This is a genomic window from Candidatus Polarisedimenticolia bacterium (assembly GCA_036004685.1).
GTDB lineage: Bacteria > Acidobacteriota > Polarisedimenticolia > Gp22-AA2 > AA152 > DASYRE01.
The window spans coordinates 183,739-197,631 of record DASYRE010000031.1 but is presented as its reverse complement, the minus strand read 5'-3'; the positions used below and the strand labels follow the sequence as shown (position 1 = coordinate 197,631).

16 protein-coding genes and 1 pseudogene are annotated in these 13,893 nt (G+C 65.4%); 4 read left to right on the top strand and 13 right to left on the bottom strand.

The genetic code is table 11. The annotated features are described in order from the left end of the window. Nucleotides 1-237 precede the first annotated feature (237 nt). The 3 genes and pseudogenes from VGR67_07825 (at nucleotide 238) to VGR67_07815 (ending at nucleotide 2,548) form a co-directional block, all read left to right on the top strand. Nucleotides 238-624: pseudogene (locus tag VGR67_07825) on the top strand (FKBP-type peptidyl-prolyl cis-trans isomerase). A 22-nt stretch (nucleotides 625-646) separates the two neighbouring features. After that, on the top strand, nucleotides 647-1,306 hold the full coding sequence (locus tag VGR67_07820) for a glutathione S-transferase family protein (GenBank protein ID HEV8336304.1): 660 nt from the start codon (nucleotides 647-649) through the stop codon (nucleotides 1,304-1,306). An 18-nt stretch (nucleotides 1,307-1,324) separates the two neighbouring features. Then, nucleotides 1,325-2,548, top strand: a complete 1,224-nt coding sequence (locus tag VGR67_07815; GenBank protein HEV8336303.1) for an MFS transporter — start codon at nucleotides 1,325-1,327, stop codon at nucleotides 2,546-2,548. A 280-nt stretch (nucleotides 2,549-2,828) separates the two neighbouring features. On the opposite strand, the gene VGR67_07810 is transcribed toward VGR67_07815, so the two are convergent. Beyond that, nucleotides 2,829-4,106, bottom strand: coding sequence for an NAD(P)/FAD-dependent oxidoreductase (locus VGR67_07810; protein HEV8336302.1), 1,278 nt, complete (start codon nucleotides 4,104-4,106; stop codon nucleotides 2,829-2,831). Between the two features lie 64 nt (nucleotides 4,107-4,170). Between VGR67_07810 and VGR67_07805 the strand changes: the two genes are divergently transcribed. Continuing rightward, nucleotides 4,171-5,655: a hypothetical protein gene (locus VGR67_07805; protein HEV8336301.1), complete on the top strand. Its 1,485-nt coding sequence runs from the start codon at nucleotides 4,171-4,173 to the stop codon at nucleotides 5,653-5,655. A gap of 33 nt (nucleotides 5,656-5,688) precedes the next feature. Here the strand turns inward: VGR67_07805 and VGR67_07800 are convergent, their stop codons facing one another. From VGR67_07800 to VGR67_07745, 12 genes are all read right to left on the bottom strand, one after another. Further along, nucleotides 5,689-6,366, bottom strand: coding sequence for an HAD family hydrolase (locus tag VGR67_07800; protein HEV8336300.1), 678 nt, complete (start codon nucleotides 6,364-6,366; stop codon nucleotides 5,689-5,691). Nucleotides 6,367-6,396: 30 nt separating this feature from the next. Then, entirely contained in the window at nucleotides 6,397-7,035 is a 639-nt protein-coding gene (locus VGR67_07795) for a DUF1579 domain-containing protein (GenBank protein HEV8336299.1), read from the bottom strand. An 80-nt stretch (nucleotides 7,036-7,115) separates the two neighbouring features. Beyond that, nucleotides 7,116-8,393, bottom strand: coding sequence for an ABC transporter permease (locus tag VGR67_07790; protein HEV8336298.1), 1,278 nt, complete (start codon nucleotides 8,391-8,393; stop codon nucleotides 7,116-7,118). Further along, nucleotides 8,386-9,297, bottom strand: coding sequence for an ATP-binding cassette domain-containing protein (locus VGR67_07785; protein ID HEV8336297.1), 912 nt, complete (start codon nucleotides 9,295-9,297; stop codon nucleotides 8,386-8,388). Before VGR67_07785 ends, VGR67_07790 begins: the two co-directional genes overlap by 8 nt. A gap of 63 nt (nucleotides 9,298-9,360) precedes the next feature. Beyond that, nucleotides 9,361-9,819, bottom strand: a complete 459-nt coding sequence (locus tag VGR67_07780; protein HEV8336296.1) for a glutathione S-transferase family protein — start codon at nucleotides 9,817-9,819, stop codon at nucleotides 9,361-9,363. A gap of 196 nt (nucleotides 9,820-10,015) precedes the next feature. Further along, nucleotides 10,016-10,405: a VOC family protein gene (locus VGR67_07775; protein ID HEV8336295.1), complete on the bottom strand. Its 390-nt coding sequence runs from the start codon at nucleotides 10,403-10,405 to the stop codon at nucleotides 10,016-10,018. Then, nucleotides 10,402-10,836, bottom strand: a complete 435-nt coding sequence (locus VGR67_07770; protein ID HEV8336294.1) for a hypothetical protein — start codon at nucleotides 10,834-10,836, stop codon at nucleotides 10,402-10,404. Before VGR67_07770 ends, VGR67_07775 begins: the two co-directional genes overlap by 4 nt. 45 nt (nucleotides 10,837-10,881) lie before the next feature. Further along, entirely contained in the window at nucleotides 10,882-11,295 is a 414-nt protein-coding gene (locus VGR67_07765; GenBank protein HEV8336293.1) for a VOC family protein, read from the bottom strand. A gap of 110 nt (nucleotides 11,296-11,405) precedes the next feature. Further along, nucleotides 11,406-11,783 carry a VOC family protein gene (locus tag VGR67_07760; protein ID HEV8336292.1) on the bottom strand — a complete coding sequence of 126 codons (378 nt, stop codon included), beginning with the start codon at nucleotides 11,781-11,783 and terminating at the stop codon, nucleotides 11,406-11,408. Between the two features lie 53 nt (nucleotides 11,784-11,836). Next, nucleotides 11,837-12,472: a DUF1697 domain-containing protein gene (locus VGR67_07755; protein HEV8336291.1), complete on the bottom strand. Its 636-nt coding sequence runs from the start codon at nucleotides 12,470-12,472 to the stop codon at nucleotides 11,837-11,839. Between the two features lie 207 nt (nucleotides 12,473-12,679). After that, nucleotides 12,680-13,228: a hypothetical protein gene (locus tag VGR67_07750; protein HEV8336290.1), complete on the bottom strand. Its 549-nt coding sequence runs from the start codon at nucleotides 13,226-13,228 to the stop codon at nucleotides 12,680-12,682. Nucleotides 13,229-13,257: 29 nt separating this feature from the next. Beyond that, on the bottom strand, nucleotides 13,258-13,758 hold the full coding sequence (locus tag VGR67_07745; GenBank protein ID HEV8336289.1) for a DUF4395 family protein: 501 nt from the start codon (nucleotides 13,756-13,758) through the stop codon (nucleotides 13,258-13,260). Nucleotides 13,759-13,893: the final 135 nt, after the last annotated feature.

Below are 13,893 nucleotides of genomic sequence, written 5' to 3'. Positions count from 1 at the left end.
GCGAGGCGCAACACGGCGAGCCGGGATGGATCGGGGGCCGAATGTAACATGATTTTTGAGACGCGACACCAGACTATCAAGAGTTCCGGCGAAAATGGATGTGCTACCATGACGGTCTTCCCATCACGCGATCACCCGCGGGGAGGCCCGCGGCGAGCAGGAGGATTCATGCGGAGATTGGCGGCATCGTTCTTAGCGTTGGCGTTTTTCGGCTCCCTGCAGGCGGGAGTCCTCGAGGAGAAGAGGAAGTCGGACGCTTACCTCGCGGCGGCAGCGAAGGAGCCGGGCGCCGTGAAGTCGCCGACCGGCCTCATCTTCCGCACCCTCAAGCCGGGGACCGGCGACACCCCCAAGGCGACCGACAAGGTGCGGGTCCATTACGAGGGGAGCCTCATCGACGGGACCGTGTTCGACAGCTCCATCAAGCGCGGCGAGCCGACGGAGTTCCCGCTCAACGCGGTCATCCGGTGCTGGACGGAGGGGCTCCAGAAGATGAAGGTGGGGGAGAAGGCGCGCCTCGTCTGTCCCGCCGGGATCGCCTACGGCGATCGGGGCCACCCCCCGCAGGTCCCCCCCGGAGCGACGCTCGTCTTCGACGTGGAGTTGCTCGAAATCGTGAAATGAACCATTTCCAGGGAGTCCCCCCATGCTGAAGCTGCATCATTTCGACCGGTCCCCGTTCGGTTGGAAAACCCGCATCGTCCTGGCCGAGAAGAAGATCGACTACGAGGTGGTCGTCCCCGAGAACAAGGCCGAGAATCCCGCGTTCGGCAAGCTGAATCCGTTCCGCCTCACCCCCGTCCTGGAGCTGGAGGACGGCACGACGATCTACGAATCCTCGGTCATCAACGAGTATCTCGAGGAGATCCGTCCCGAGCCGCCGATGCTGCCGAAGGATCCCTACGAGCGCGCCCGGGTCCGGATGCTGGAGGACACGACCGATCAGTATCTCTATCCGGTGCTCCGGGATCTCCGTTCGGCGCGCTTCGAGTACGCTCCGCCGTTCTTGATCCCGAAGAGCCCGGACCAGGTGGACCAGAAGCTCCTCGAAGAGGCGAAGGGGAAGGTCCACCAGCACCTCTCCCGTCTCGACAAGGAGCTCGACGGCCGCAACTGGTTCGGCGGCGACGTCTTCTCGCTCGCGGACGCGGCGCTGGCGCCGCCCTTGACGGGCAGCTTGGTCCTCTTGGAGATCCTTCCCGACGCGCGCTATGCGCGCATCGCCGCCTGGTCGCGCCGGATCACCGAGCGTCCTTCCTACGCGAAGTCGGCGCCCCAAGAGCCGATGAAGATCAAGAAGGCCTGAGCCGGGAGGACCTGGAGCTTGCTGCGCGCCATCGCCGACGCGTACCGGGAGGCGTTCTCCGGCCTTCCCCGGCCCGTCTGGCTCCTGGCGCTCGTGACTTTCATCAACCGCAGCGGCACCATGGTCCTGCCGTTCCTGATCCTCTATCTGACGGAGCAGCGAGGCTTCAGCGCCGCCGCGGCGGGCCGCGCCCTCGGCGCCTACGGCTTGGGATCGCTGGCGGGCGTCTACCTCGGCGGCTGGCTCTGCGATCGCATCGCCCCCCGAAAGGTGATGATCCTGAGCCTGCTGGGACAGGGGATCGGCTTCCTGATCCTTTCCGGGGCGCGGTCGCGCCTCGCGATCCTCTCCTTGATGCTCGGCATCAGCCTGGTGGGAGAAGCCTTCCGGCCGGCCTCGGCGTCGGCGCTGGTGCGCGAATCGAAGCCGGGCGATCAGGCGAGGAGCTTCTCGCTGAACCGCCTGGCGGTCAATCTCGGGATGATGTTCGGGCCGGCGGTCGGAGGGTTCCTCGCCGCCGCCGGCTACGCGTGGCTGTTCCTGGCCGACGGCGGCACCTGCCTGCTCGCCTCGGCGTTCCTCCTGGCCGTGTCGCGCGGCGAGATCCTCTCCCGGCGCGGCGCGCCGGCCCCCCCCGCGGCGGCGGGCGGGCGCTCCCCCTGGGGCGATCGGGTGTTTCTCGGGGTCCTCGTCCTGATGACGCTGCTGGCGATGGTCCTCTTCCAGCTCTTCGGCAGCTACCCTCTCACGCTGCGCGGGCAGTACGGCTTCTCCGAAGCGCAGATCGGCCTCGTCTTCGCCATCAACACGCTGGTCATCTCGCTGTTCGAGATGGTCCTGGTCCACCGGCTGAGGCGGCACGACGCGCTGCGCGTGGCGGGCTTCGGAAGCTTTCTCTTCTGCGCCGGATTCGCCATGCTGCCCTTCGGCTCCAGCTTCGCCTTCGCTTCCGCCACCGTCCTCGTCTGGACGGTCGGGGAGATGCTGTCGCTTCCGATCCTCTCCGGCTGGGTCGGGAGCCGGGCGCAGCAGGGGACTCTCGGCGCCACCATGGGCCTGTTCAACCTCTCCTTCTCCATCGCCCTCGTCCTGGGGCCGCCGGTCGGGACCTGGATTTACGCGCGCTACGGCGGCAGCGTCCTGTGGGCCGGCTGCGGCGTGCTGGGACTCCTCCTCTGGGCGGGGTTCTCCTGGCTGTCTCCGGGAACGGTTGGCAGAAGGATGGAGGCGGAACAGGCCTGATTCTCGAGCAGATGCCTCGTTCCTGCCTTCTCGCCGGGATTATCGGTGGCTTTCCCGACAGGGCGGCGGTGCCGGCTCGCGCACAGGGCAAATCCGCTCTCTCATTCCTCGCGCAAGGCGACAGCCCAGTGGTCATCATCAACGAACGACTGGCCCGTCCTGGTATTTTTCTGCCGAGAGCACGGTCCGCATTCGTGGCCGGGTAGGCCTGTCGGCGGTTACCCTGGCGATTCCGGCGACGCGAAAGGTGCGTCCTTGAGGGCGGGCGGGGGGTCGGGGCTCAGTCGGCGGTGTGCCGGCGGCCCCGATGCAGTCCGAGCTGGACGAAATCGCGCGTGAAGAGGAGATCGGCCGTCCAGTCCATCGCCACGCGGATCTTCCGGGCGAGCCCCGGCATCCGCAGCCAGTAATAGCTGCGCCAGAGGACGTAGGCGGGGAATCCGGAGAGATTGATCCCGAACACGTTGGCGACGGCGGTGCGGCATCCGAGCGGGGCGAGCGAGCCGAGCGCCGAGAAGTCGAAAGGCCGGGTCGGCTTGCCAACGAGGGCCCGAGCCAGGTTGCGGGCCAGGCGCGTTCCTTCCCGAACCGCGTGCTGGGCCGTGGGCGGGTAGGGGCGGCCCGACGCGTCGGGGATCACGGCGCAATCGCCGATGCACCAGACGTTCTCGTACCCCCGCACCCGCATGTCCCGCTCGCACAAGACGTAGCCGCGCGCGTCGACCGGCACGTGCAGGCGCTTGACCAGCGGCGGAGGCTGGATCCCGGCGCACCAGATCACGGTGTGCGCCGCGAGGCTCTCCCCTCCGGAGAGCAGCGCCTTGTCGGCGTCGATCCGGGCGACCGAGGCGTGCAGCAGCAAGCGGACGCGCCGCCGCGTCAACCGGGAGGCGGCGTAATCGGCCAGCTTCCGATCCAGGGCCGGAAGAATCCGATCGGTGATCTCGACGAGCGTGATACGGCAGTCCTCGCGCCGGACGTTATGGTAGAGCCGGCGCCCGTGCCGGAGAAAGACCTCCAGCTCTCCCGCCACCTCCACGCCGGTGAAGTTCGCCCCGACCACGACGAAGTGGAGCAGCGCCTGGCGGCGCTCCGGATCGGGCTCGGCGTCGGCCAGCTCGAGCATCCCGACGGCTCGATCGCGAAGCGCGACGGCGTCGGCGAGGCTCTTCATCTCGAACGCGTGCTGCTCGAGGCCGGGGACGTTCGGAAGACGGGTGACGCTTCCGGGGCAGAGCACGAGGTGGTCGTACGGGATCGTCTCCGCCGCCCCTCCGGGCGCCCTGCACCGGATCTCGCGCCGGCCGAAGTCGACCTCGACCGCCTCGGTCATCCTGAAGGAGGTGCGCTTCAGGAAGGAGCGCAGCGGCACGACGGCGTGCCGCGGCTCGAGGCTTCCCGTTCCGGCTTCCACGAGCAGCGGATAGAAAATGAAGTAATTGTTCCGGTCGATCAGCAGGACGCGCGCCCGGCCGCGGCGCGCCGCCTTCTCTAGCGCCTGGGCGCAATACGCCCCGGCGAAGCCTCCTCCCAGGATCACGATGCGCGGCGCGGACATCGACGGCCTCCGGCGGATCGAAGCGCATATTACAATACCAATTCCAGAGGGGGGGGAGGGAGCCGTGGAGCCCATCGTCCTGATCCATGGGTACAGCGCGGAAAGCGCGCAGAAGACCGCCGGCGCGATCGAGTCGATCTATGGATGGCTGCCGCGCAGCCTGGCGGAGATCTACGGCGGCAAGGCGGTGGTCGAGATCGATCTCGGCCGCTACGTCAGTCTGGAGGACGGCGTGACGCTCGACGACATCTCGAGGGCGCTGGACCGGGCGTTGACGGAGGATTTTCCCCACCTCCTCCGGGGGCGCTTCCACGCGGTGGTCCACAGCACCGGCGCGCTGGTCCTGCGCAACTGGATCCGCCGTTTCAGCCCGAAGCCCTCACCGATCCAGAACGCCGTCTACCTGGCCGGCGCGAGCTTCGGCAGCGGCTGGGCGCACATCGGCCGGGGACAGCTCGCCAAGTGGGCCCGCAAGGTCTTCCAGGGAGGGGCCGAGCGCGGGGTTCAAGTGCTGGAGGCGCTGGAGCTGGGATCCGACGAGACGATCGATCTCCATCTGCATTTTCTCCAGGCGGGCTGCTCCATGACGAGCGACTACAAAGTTCGCGAGTTCGTCATCGTCGGCTCCCAGGCCCACGTCGACTGGTTCGTCGTTCCCATCCGCTACGCCAAGGAAGACGGCTCCGACGGCGTGGTCCGGGTTTCGGCCAGCGACTTGAACTACAGCTACCTGAGCCTCTGTCCGACGGCGGAGGCGCGCCGGCTGAGCTGGGCGCAAGCTCTCGCGCAGCGGGATCGTCACGAGGCGCGCCGCGGTCCGCGGCGCGCCTTCTACGAGATCCGGCGGCAATCGCGGCCGGGGATCGCCGGCCGGCCCGAGGTGCCCCTGGCGATTCCGTATCGCTGCGCCCATTCCGGCCCCGACATGGGGATCATGACCGGCGCGAAGCCGCGCCAGCAGGTTCTCGGCCTTCTCCGGATGGCTCTGGAAACCCGCGGCGGGCGGTCTCTGGAGCGCGTCGCCGCGTTCCGCCAGCAGACGGCGCAGACGTATCGCGACCTGCTCGCCGAAAAGCCTCCTCCCTGGTGGAGGAAATGGATCGACGAGCCGCGGGCCCAATACGATCATCACTCCCAGATCATCTTCCGGCTGCGCGATCAGGACGGCAGGCCCGTCACCGGCTTCGACATCTTCTTCGATTCCGTCAAAGGCCCCCAGGATACTTCCCTGCCGATGCGGAAGCTGATGGAGGACAAGCACGTCAACGGCGTCTCTCCCAACATCATCACGTTCTACCTGCGCGTCGGCGCCTTCTCGAAGGAGGCGGGGGACTGGGTCGACCGGGTTCCCGAGGTGCAGGGGTGCTACCTGGAGATCAGCGCCCTGGAGCCGAGGACGGAGGAGATCCTCTACCTGCCCCTGCGCCTCGAGATCGGCGCGAAAGCCCTCCAGACCTGGATCCAGTGGGATCGGACGACAATCGTCGACGTGGAGCTGCTGCGCGTCCCGTCCCCGGAGATCTTCCGGCTCGTCCGCGCCGTCGATTGACGGACCAGCGTCGAGAGGTGGCGGGGAGAGGTTTCAGCGCTCCAGGAAATCGGCGAGGGCGGAGAGGTGCGGAACGATCGCCAGCGGGGCCGGCGCGCCGGCCGGCAAGGGGGTCGCTTTCCGGTTGACCCAGACGACGGGGATCCCCAGCGCGAGCGCCGGAACGACGTCGTGGAAGTGGCTCTGCGCGGCGTGCAGCCAGCGCCGCCCTCCGATTCGCCTCCTCGCCTCCAGAAAATGGGCGTGGCCCGGCTTGTAGGAGCGGACCTGCTGCGCCGTGATTTTCAGATCGAACTCGGCGCGCAGGTGACGGCAGGTCCTTTCGAGGAGATCGTCGTCGACGTTCGACAGGATGCCGAGCGCGAGTCCGCCTCGCGCCAGGCGCTCGAAAGCGGGGTTGGTGTCGCTGAAAGGAGGCCAGGCGGGCAGGCTCTCGGGGAGAAAGCCCGCCCGCTCCGGCGGCATCGACCAGCCGAGCCGTTCGGCGACCCGCCGGGCGGTTTCCGTGAGCACCTCGCGGTAGCTCCGGAATCTCCCGGCCTCGAATTCCGGCTCGATCGCGGCGTAGGCTTCCAGGACGGCGCGGGGGTCCAGCCGGACCCCGTCCTGCGCCGCGGCACCGAGAAACGCCTCCGAGATGCCGGTCTCCCAGTCGATCAGGGTTCCGTAGCAATCGAAGGTGACGATCTCGAAGGGGCGCGATTCGGGCATCGCCGCGGGACGCTCACCTTTTCCCGGGAGCTATTCCCGGGTGTAGGTGATCTCCATCGACTTCACTTCCTTGCCTTCCCGGTTCTCCCAAATCTCGAAGATGCGCTTGTTCGCGTCGACGATCCGGGTGACTTCCTTCATCGTCTGCTTCTTGCCGCTGACCGGATCGTCGAAAGTGCCGATCATCGTCAGGACTTTGCCGGTGGGATCGATGCTGCCCCGGGAGAACATGATGCCGGTGCCCATAGTGTCGGTCCAGGCGCCCACGAACTCCTTCTTGTAGAGATCGTAGCCGGTGATCCCGAACCCTTCGAAGGGCTGGTTCATGAACGACCCGGTGACCTCCTCCTTGATGTACCGGCCGCCCAGGATGGCGGACGTGGTGCACCGCCCCTCGCTGACCTGGGGTTCGCCGGGCGCCATCCAGGTCTTCACGACGGTCTTCCAGTTTCCGGCCATCGAGCCGAGGATTGCGTGCTGCGGGCCCGGCTGCGCGTACTTCGCATAGGCCTCCATCATCTGCTCGGGCGACATCTCCGCGCCGGCGGTCTTGGCCTTCTCCTTGACCGCGGCCGGCTTTTCGCCGGCGAAAGCCGCGGGCAGGGCCAGCAGGCCCGCGCACAGGGTGAAGGCGATGAACCGGCGTCCGTTCCAGACTTTCCGACGCATGCAAGAACTCCATTGAGAAGGGTTGAGGGGGAACTCTCGATCCAATGATTACCCGCCGCCGTCGATTCCTTTAGGCGGCTCTAGCCGCGCGCCCACCGGAGGATTTCCGGAACCGTGGGGCGCTTCCCGTACATCAGGACGCCGATCCGGAAGATCCGGCCCACCGCCTTGAAGAACAGCCAGATCGTGCCGGCGAGCAGCAGAATCGAAAGCGCGATCTGCCAGAACGGCGGAGTCAGGACGGAGATCCGCATGAACATCACCATCGGCGCGAACAGCGGAATCATCGAGACCACGACCGCGGCGGTCGAATCGGGATTCGCCACGAAGAAGAAGGTGGCGACCATCGGGATGACCAGGCACATCACCAGCGGCGTCTGCATGTTCTGGGCTTCCTGCTCCGAGTTGCAGACCGCTCCGACCGCGGCGAAGAGGGAGGTGTAGAGGAAGTATCCGAGAACGAAGAAGAGCAGGAAGTAGATCATCCGGACGGGGGAGACGGCGTCGAGAGTCCCCGACCATTCGACCGCCAGCGGGCTGGCCGCGACGTAGAGGCGGACGATGGCCGCCGTGGCGGTGTAGATCGCCATCTGAGTCAAGCCGACCAGCCCGATCCCGAGGATCTTCCCGGTCATCAGCTGGTCGGGGCTCAGCGAGCCGAGGAGCACCTCCATGATCCGGTTGGACTTCTCCTCCAGGATGCCGCGCATCACGGCGATGCCGTAGAGCAGCAGGGACATGTACAGGATGAACACGAAGGTGAACGTGCCGAAATAGGCCTCACGGAACCCCTTCTTCTTGGCCTCTCCGGCGGCGGCCACCTGGAAGCTCTCCAGCTCGATCGGCGCCAGCAGCGCCTCCAGCTCCTTCTGCTCGAGCTTCATGTTGCTCTGCTCCAGCCGCACGCCCAGGACGGCCTGCCGGAGCGCGCCCTGGAGGGTCCTCTGGACGTCGAGGTTGCCGACGCTCTTAGCGTAGAGGCGGAAGTTCTTCTCGGCGTCGAGATCGTTCCCGGCGGTGATGATCCCGAAGAGATCTCCCGAGACGACGCGCGGCACGAGACGCCGCGCCGCCGCGCCCAGATCCTCCCCCGCCGGGTGCGACTCCACGACGAACGCGGGCCGTCCGTCCTTGAGCTTCTCCTCGGCCAGCTTCTCCCGGAATCGCTGCTCCAGGCGCCCGGTCGCGTCGATCAGGGCGATCTTGCGCTGGTTCCCCGTCTCGACGTCGGCGAGCAGGATCTGGACGAAGATCAGTCCCACCATCAGAATCGGGAAGAGGAGCGTCCCCAGCCAGAACGACTTCTTGCGGATTCTCTCGAGGTATTCGCGGCGGATCACCATCAGGAGCTTATGCATCGGCCGGCCTCTCCCCGACCTGCTCGATGAAGATGTTGTGCAGGGTCGGCTCGACGATCTCGAAGCGCCGGATCGTCACTTTGTCGACCAGCGCCCGCAGCAGCGCCTGGGGATCGGCCCCGTTCCGCAGCCGGATCTCGCGGTAATGGCCGTAGTCGTCGACCCGGGCCACGCCGGGCAGTTCCTGCAGGGAGAGGCCGTCGCCGTCGTATTCCACCAGGACCGAGTTCTTCCCGAACCGCGACTTCACCGAAGCCAGGGAGCCGCCCAGGACGATCCGCCCGCGATCGATCAAGGCGATCTCGCGGCACAGCCGCTCGGCGGTGTCCATCTGGTGCGTCGAGAAGATGATGGTGGCCCCTTCCCGGCTCTGCTCCAGCATGACGTCCTTGAACAGGTTCTGGTTGACCGGGTCCAGGCCGGAGAACGGCTCGTCCAGGATCAGCAGCTCCGGCTTGCGCATCAAGGCCCCGATGAACTGGACCTTCTGCTGCATCCCTTTCGAGAGATCCTCGACCTTGCGCTCCTTCCATTCGCCCAGCGCCAGCCGATCCAGCCAGGCGGCCGCCTCGCGCCGCGCCTCGGCCGGACGCGCCCCTTTCAGCGTTCCCTGGTATTCGACCATCTCCACGACTTTCATCTTCCGGTAGAGCCCGCGCTCCTCGGGAAGGTAGCCGATGCGGTCCCGGGCCGACTCGCCCGCCGGCATGCCCAGGACCCGGACTTCGCCGGCGTCGGGGCGGATGATGTCCAGGATCATCCGAATCGTGGTCGTCTTGCCGGCCCCGTTGGGGCCGATGAGCCCGAAGATGATTCCCCGCGGCACGTCGAGAGAGACCCCATCGACGGCCCGATGATGCCCGAACGTCTTGACGGCCTCGCGAACCGATACGGCGGCTTCCATGGAGCTCCCCGAGCCCGGATGAATTGAGAGAGGGGGGATTATAACCGATGACGCTGAATTTCTTCACTTCGGCGGCTTCGTGTCCCTCACGCTCGGCCGTTCGAGGACGCGCGCGGTCCACGAGGCGGTCGACGGTCCCGGCGTCACTTCCATGAGGGGAAGGAACTGCAAGAAGGGCGCGTAACAGACTTCCGCCAGGCTGAAGCGGCCGTCGACCAGATACTCTCGGCCTTGGATCTGCGTTTCCAGGATGTCGAGGTGCTTCTGGATGCGTCTCTTGGCCTCCTCCATCTTGTCGGCCATCCAGCGCTCCTTCGGGAGGAAGCGCTTGGGGATCAGGATCGCCCGTGACAGCCCGGCGAACTCCAGATCGCAGAGCTTGACGTGCATCGAAACCACCGCCCGGAGCCGGACGTCGGCCGGAAGCAAGGGCGACGACGGCCGCGTCGCTTCGAGGTACTCGAGGATGGCCGTCGACTCGCCTCGCGGGAGTCCAGGGCGCGACGAGCGAGCGGCAGGCACTCCGGAGTGCGCCATTCCCTCAGCACCTGGAGGAGGAGCGTCCGTACCTCCGTGTTCGCGAGGGAATAGGCGGCGGAGGCGAGGTCGAGATCGGGATTCGACTCCGCCAGGTAGCGCCAAACCGTCTCCGATTCCCGGCTCGAAAGGCCCGCCACGATGGCTTCGGGAGTGTCGAACACGAGCCTTCGCCTCCGGGTCAGTTCGTGCGAAAACAAATCTCCAGCTTGTTGCCGCTCGGATCCTCGAAGAAGACGGCGTAGTAGGTCGAGCTGTATTCCGGGCACACTCTCGGTCCGCTCACGCTCCGCGCGCCGGCTGCCTGGGCGATCTCCGCGAGTCTGTCCACCTCCTGCGCGCTGCCGACCCAGAAGGCGATCCGCGTCGCATTGGGGCGATGCTCAGGCTCCTCGGTGAAGGCGAAGTAGGGCGCCGAAGGAAACTCGCCTTCCGCGGAGAAAACTTTCCATTGATCGTCGTGACGCGTTCGCGTGAATCCCAGGTGGGGGAGCAGCGCTCCGTAGAAGCGCGCCGCCTCGTCAAGGTTCGAGACGCGAAGATCGATGTGATTGAATGGATTGAAGGTCAAAGTGGGATTCCCCGCACCGTGTGGCCGGCGCCGAGTCCGAGAGCCGGATCATCCAGATGATCGGTCATGATGTCGAAGATATCCTTGTACTCGGGAACCGGACAGTTCCTGAACGGCCCCGCGATCGAGTCGTGCAACCGGCAGAGTACGTCGTCCACGGTCTTTCCATACAGGGTCTCAGCGTAACTGTTGTCCGGACACGTGCCTCGGCGGTCCCAGAACACGAGCGCACCGTCGATTAGGGAAAGCCGGTTGCGAGTCTGCGCGCACGGACTCTGCCTGGCCATCTCCACAAAGGGTTTCCAGTCGAAGGTCGATTCCGAGGGCGCCGTCACCTCGCCGCCTTGATGGTGTGCGTTGCATGCCATCACCAGGCCGGCGATCGCCCACACGATACCCCGCATCGCGCTGTTCAGCGTTCTCTGTCTCATCGGGACTCCGCCTCGCCGCCCGTTTCAGGATGAAGCCGCCCGGTCCTAGGTTTCGGTGTCCTGCCCAAAGCAAAGACGGTAACCGTTGCAATCCTCCACGTCGAAGTCACGGCAACCGTAAGGCTGGTTGCAGATTTCTCGCGCGATCCTCACGCCATTGGACTTGAATTCCGCGTAGAGCGCGTCGGCGTCGTCGACCCAGACATAGGCATCCCATGCCCCTTCCTCGGGATCGACGAGTCGGTTGGGGCGCATCACGCCTGGACGCTCGAGCTGGGCCAACATGATGACGATGCCGTTGCGATAAACCATGCAGAAGGACGGCGGTTCATTCCAGAAACGGTCGTAAGCGAAGCCCAGCTTGTCCCGGTAATAGTTGGCGGTCGCGACGACGTCATCCACTACGAAATAGGGAGCGATGTTCCAGCGCGGCCGAGCCGCGACGACATTATCCGCCATCCGCTTCCTCCGATCTCGAATCGTTGCGCCGGTACAACGTGTTGGGAAGTCTTCACTCAGTTGCACCGCAGCCACATCCGGCGGACTGGCCGTTCAAGCGGCCTGACGCGCTAGGATGTCTTCGGCTCCTCCCGGTACGTGGCGAGTTGCCAGATGTTCCCGCACGGATCCTTGATCGTGGCGCGGCGATCGCCGTAAGGCGTCTCGGTCGGCTCCTTGATTGATAAGGCGCCCGCCTCAAGGGCACGCCGATAGACCGTGTCGGTGTCCTCGATGTAGAGGTATAGAAACGCCGGCATGGGATCGCGTGGTCCGACGCCGCTCACCATGACGAGGGAGTCGCCGATGCGCATCTGGCACGGCCGGTCGGTGCGAAAGTCTCCTGCTGCACCGAACGCTCGCTTGAGGAAATCGACCAACGCGGCCACGTCGCGAACGACCAGCCGCGGCGTCACGCTATGCCACCCCTCGGGGATCCATTTGGCCATGGGACTCACTCCTCCACCCGGCACCTCATGAGTTGTTCGTCGAGCGTTGCGGCTCAGGGGCGCGCCGCGCGGCGCGACCCGGGCCGTCTTTCAGCACGATGCACGACGCGCGAGCGCGTCCGCCGGATGGGCTTGCTGGGTGCCCCCACCGTCGAGGGCCGGTCGGGACCGTGACCCAGCGCCTTGGCGATTGCCGTGATGGTATTCCAGTTGCGCGTGGTGACCGGGACGCCAAAAAGCCTGTCGAACGCGCCGAGGTAGCGGATGGCCTTCATGTGGCGCCGGTACAGGCCGAACACGAACCGGCTCTCCGTCGCGAGGATTCTCAGCAACCATGGGCCGCTGGGAGGAAAGCTCATGGGCGTCGGCGGTGCCGAGCGGGGGCGTTGGGACAGGATGCTCACGAAGCGGACGAGGTCGGGTCGCGAGGGTTGATCCGCGAAGTGATTCTGAGACATCAGCCTTACAATCTCCCGTCCCTGGCAGATCATGATCTCGGTATCAAAGGGAAGCCCGGCTGTTAATTCGGCGCGGAGTTGCGCCCGGGTGACCGGCCGCCGGATCACCAGGGTGCCCGCCGCGCCGATATTGACGGCATCGAGGTGCTTCAATCGTTGGACGAGCGTGGTAGGTCGGAAGGTCCTGTGACCGCCGACGTTGACCCCTCTCAGCAGTACCACGAGTGCCACGGGCTTTCTCCTGGTCGCGCGGGTCGAACTGACCCACCTTCCGATTCTGGCGATCCACGGGCGCGCGCGTGGCTATCAAAAACTCCTCGACGGCGTGGGAGGCGGCCTAAAGTTGCGGATAAGCTGTGGCGCGCGAACACCGCCTCCAAGTCCGCGGGAACCTTCCACGCGCCGCAAGCTTCAGCCGGTTGCTGGCTGGCGCGGCCTTCATTTGCTCTCCTGTGCCTGACGAATGACGTTGTAGACTCGTTTGGCGTCTTCGATGAGCTCGAATGCCGGAGGGTATTGATGGCTCCAGCGCCCACCCGAGTACATCGCGCCCCAAGGTGGGGTTGGCCCGAAATAGATCGTCCCGGACCCTCCTGATCGTTCAGAAAGAGATAGATCCGTCATAGTGCGAAGGTTCACGCTCTTGATGCTTCGCGACATCAGCCCTGCAACGATGATCGCCCGGCGATCCGTCACTCCGTAGCAAGTGCGACCTCGAATAGCGGCATCAGCGAAGAATCGGCCAACGATCAGATACAGACCGATTAGCACGAACGGCACACCCCAAAGAACAAAGAACCCAGGGGCTTTCGAATTCATGACGCTCACTTCCCAGAAGATCGCGAACCCTCCCCACATGAGGCTGAAAGGGATCAGGAACGCGTCAGAGCCACGAATCACGAGCCCGCGACGGGGGGCTCCAGACCACAGCAGCCGCTCGCCTGACTCAAGCTCCTTTGAGATGACTTGTTCGGGGTTGTCGATCATGCCTCACACTTTTCGACCAGCTAACGCAACTACTCGTCGCGAATCCATGGAAGCGTTCGGTTCGCAAAGCCAACCTGTCCGGTGAAGACAAGGAAGAGATACGAGCCTGAGCAAAACCGGCCGAAAATCAGAGCTGCGAGGGCAGCGAGCAGAAGTATCTCTGTCGCCCATGCCAGAGAGTTCCAGCCCATGAGAAGCGCTACTCCAATCGCCAGCATGAAGGTCCCGGCCATGGCTTGCGCGAACCGGCGAGGGCCCGGCGCTGGGCCCAAGCGTGGCCGGCTCTTCGGCATTGCCACAAAACAGTTGTAGAGCGCGTCAAAGGGGTTCAGCCGCGGCAAGGCTGCGTTCCACCAGAGGAGCACTGATAGAGCGAGGAAGTAGGGCCAGGCCTGGAACAGCAACCCAACCAATACCAGAATGCCGATCGCTCGCGGTTGCCACATCAAGGCTGGGTATTGGTATCCACAGGCTTCCGGCGGGGCGTCCTTGAAGCCCTGCTGTCTGACGAAATTCAATTCTGCCGTCATCCTGCCTTCCGCCTACATCCGCTGAACGATTGCTCTAGAACTACGGGCGGCCTTTTCACGAAACGCATGGTTAAGCTGCAACCTGCGAGCGCCGCCGATTCATGCCCGAGAGCGTTGCCATTCTCGATAATCCGA

Coding starts and splice junctions, on each gene's coding strand:
- VGR67_07795 (HEV8336299.1), bottom strand. CDS start 7,035: ATGCGTCGGAAAGTCTGGAACGGACGCCGGTTCATCGCCTTCACCCTG.
- VGR67_07810 (HEV8336302.1), bottom strand. CDS start 4,106: ATGTCCGCGCCGCGCATCGTGATCCTGGGAGGAGGCTTCGCCGGGGCG.
- VGR67_07745 (HEV8336289.1), bottom strand. CDS start 13,758: ATGACGGCAGAATTGAATTTCGTCAGACAGCAGGGCTTCAAGGACGCC.
- VGR67_07750 (HEV8336290.1), bottom strand. CDS start 13,228: ATGATCGACAACCCCGAACAAGTCATCTCAAAGGAGCTTGAGTCAGGC.
- VGR67_07770 (HEV8336294.1), bottom strand. CDS start 10,836: ATGAGACAGAGAACGCTGAACAGCGCGATGCGGGGTATCGTGTGGGCG.
- VGR67_07820 (HEV8336304.1), top strand. CDS start 647: ATGCTGAAGCTGCATCATTTCGACCGGTCCCCGTTCGGTTGGAAAACC.
- VGR67_07800 (HEV8336300.1), bottom strand. CDS start 6,366: ATGCCCGAATCGCGCCCCTTCGAGATCGTCACCTTCGATTGCTACGGA.
- VGR67_07790 (HEV8336298.1), bottom strand. CDS start 8,393: ATGCATAAGCTCCTGATGGTGATCCGCCGCGAATACCTCGAGAGAATC.
- VGR67_07765 (HEV8336293.1), bottom strand. CDS start 11,295: ATGGCGGATAATGTCGTCGCGGCTCGGCCGCGCTGGAACATCGCTCCC.
- VGR67_07785 (HEV8336297.1), bottom strand. CDS start 9,297: ATGGAAGCCGCCGTATCGGTTCGCGAGGCCGTCAAGACGTTCGGGCAT.
- VGR67_07760 (HEV8336292.1), bottom strand. CDS start 11,783: ATGGCCAAATGGATCCCCGAGGGGTGGCATAGCGTGACGCCGCGGCTG.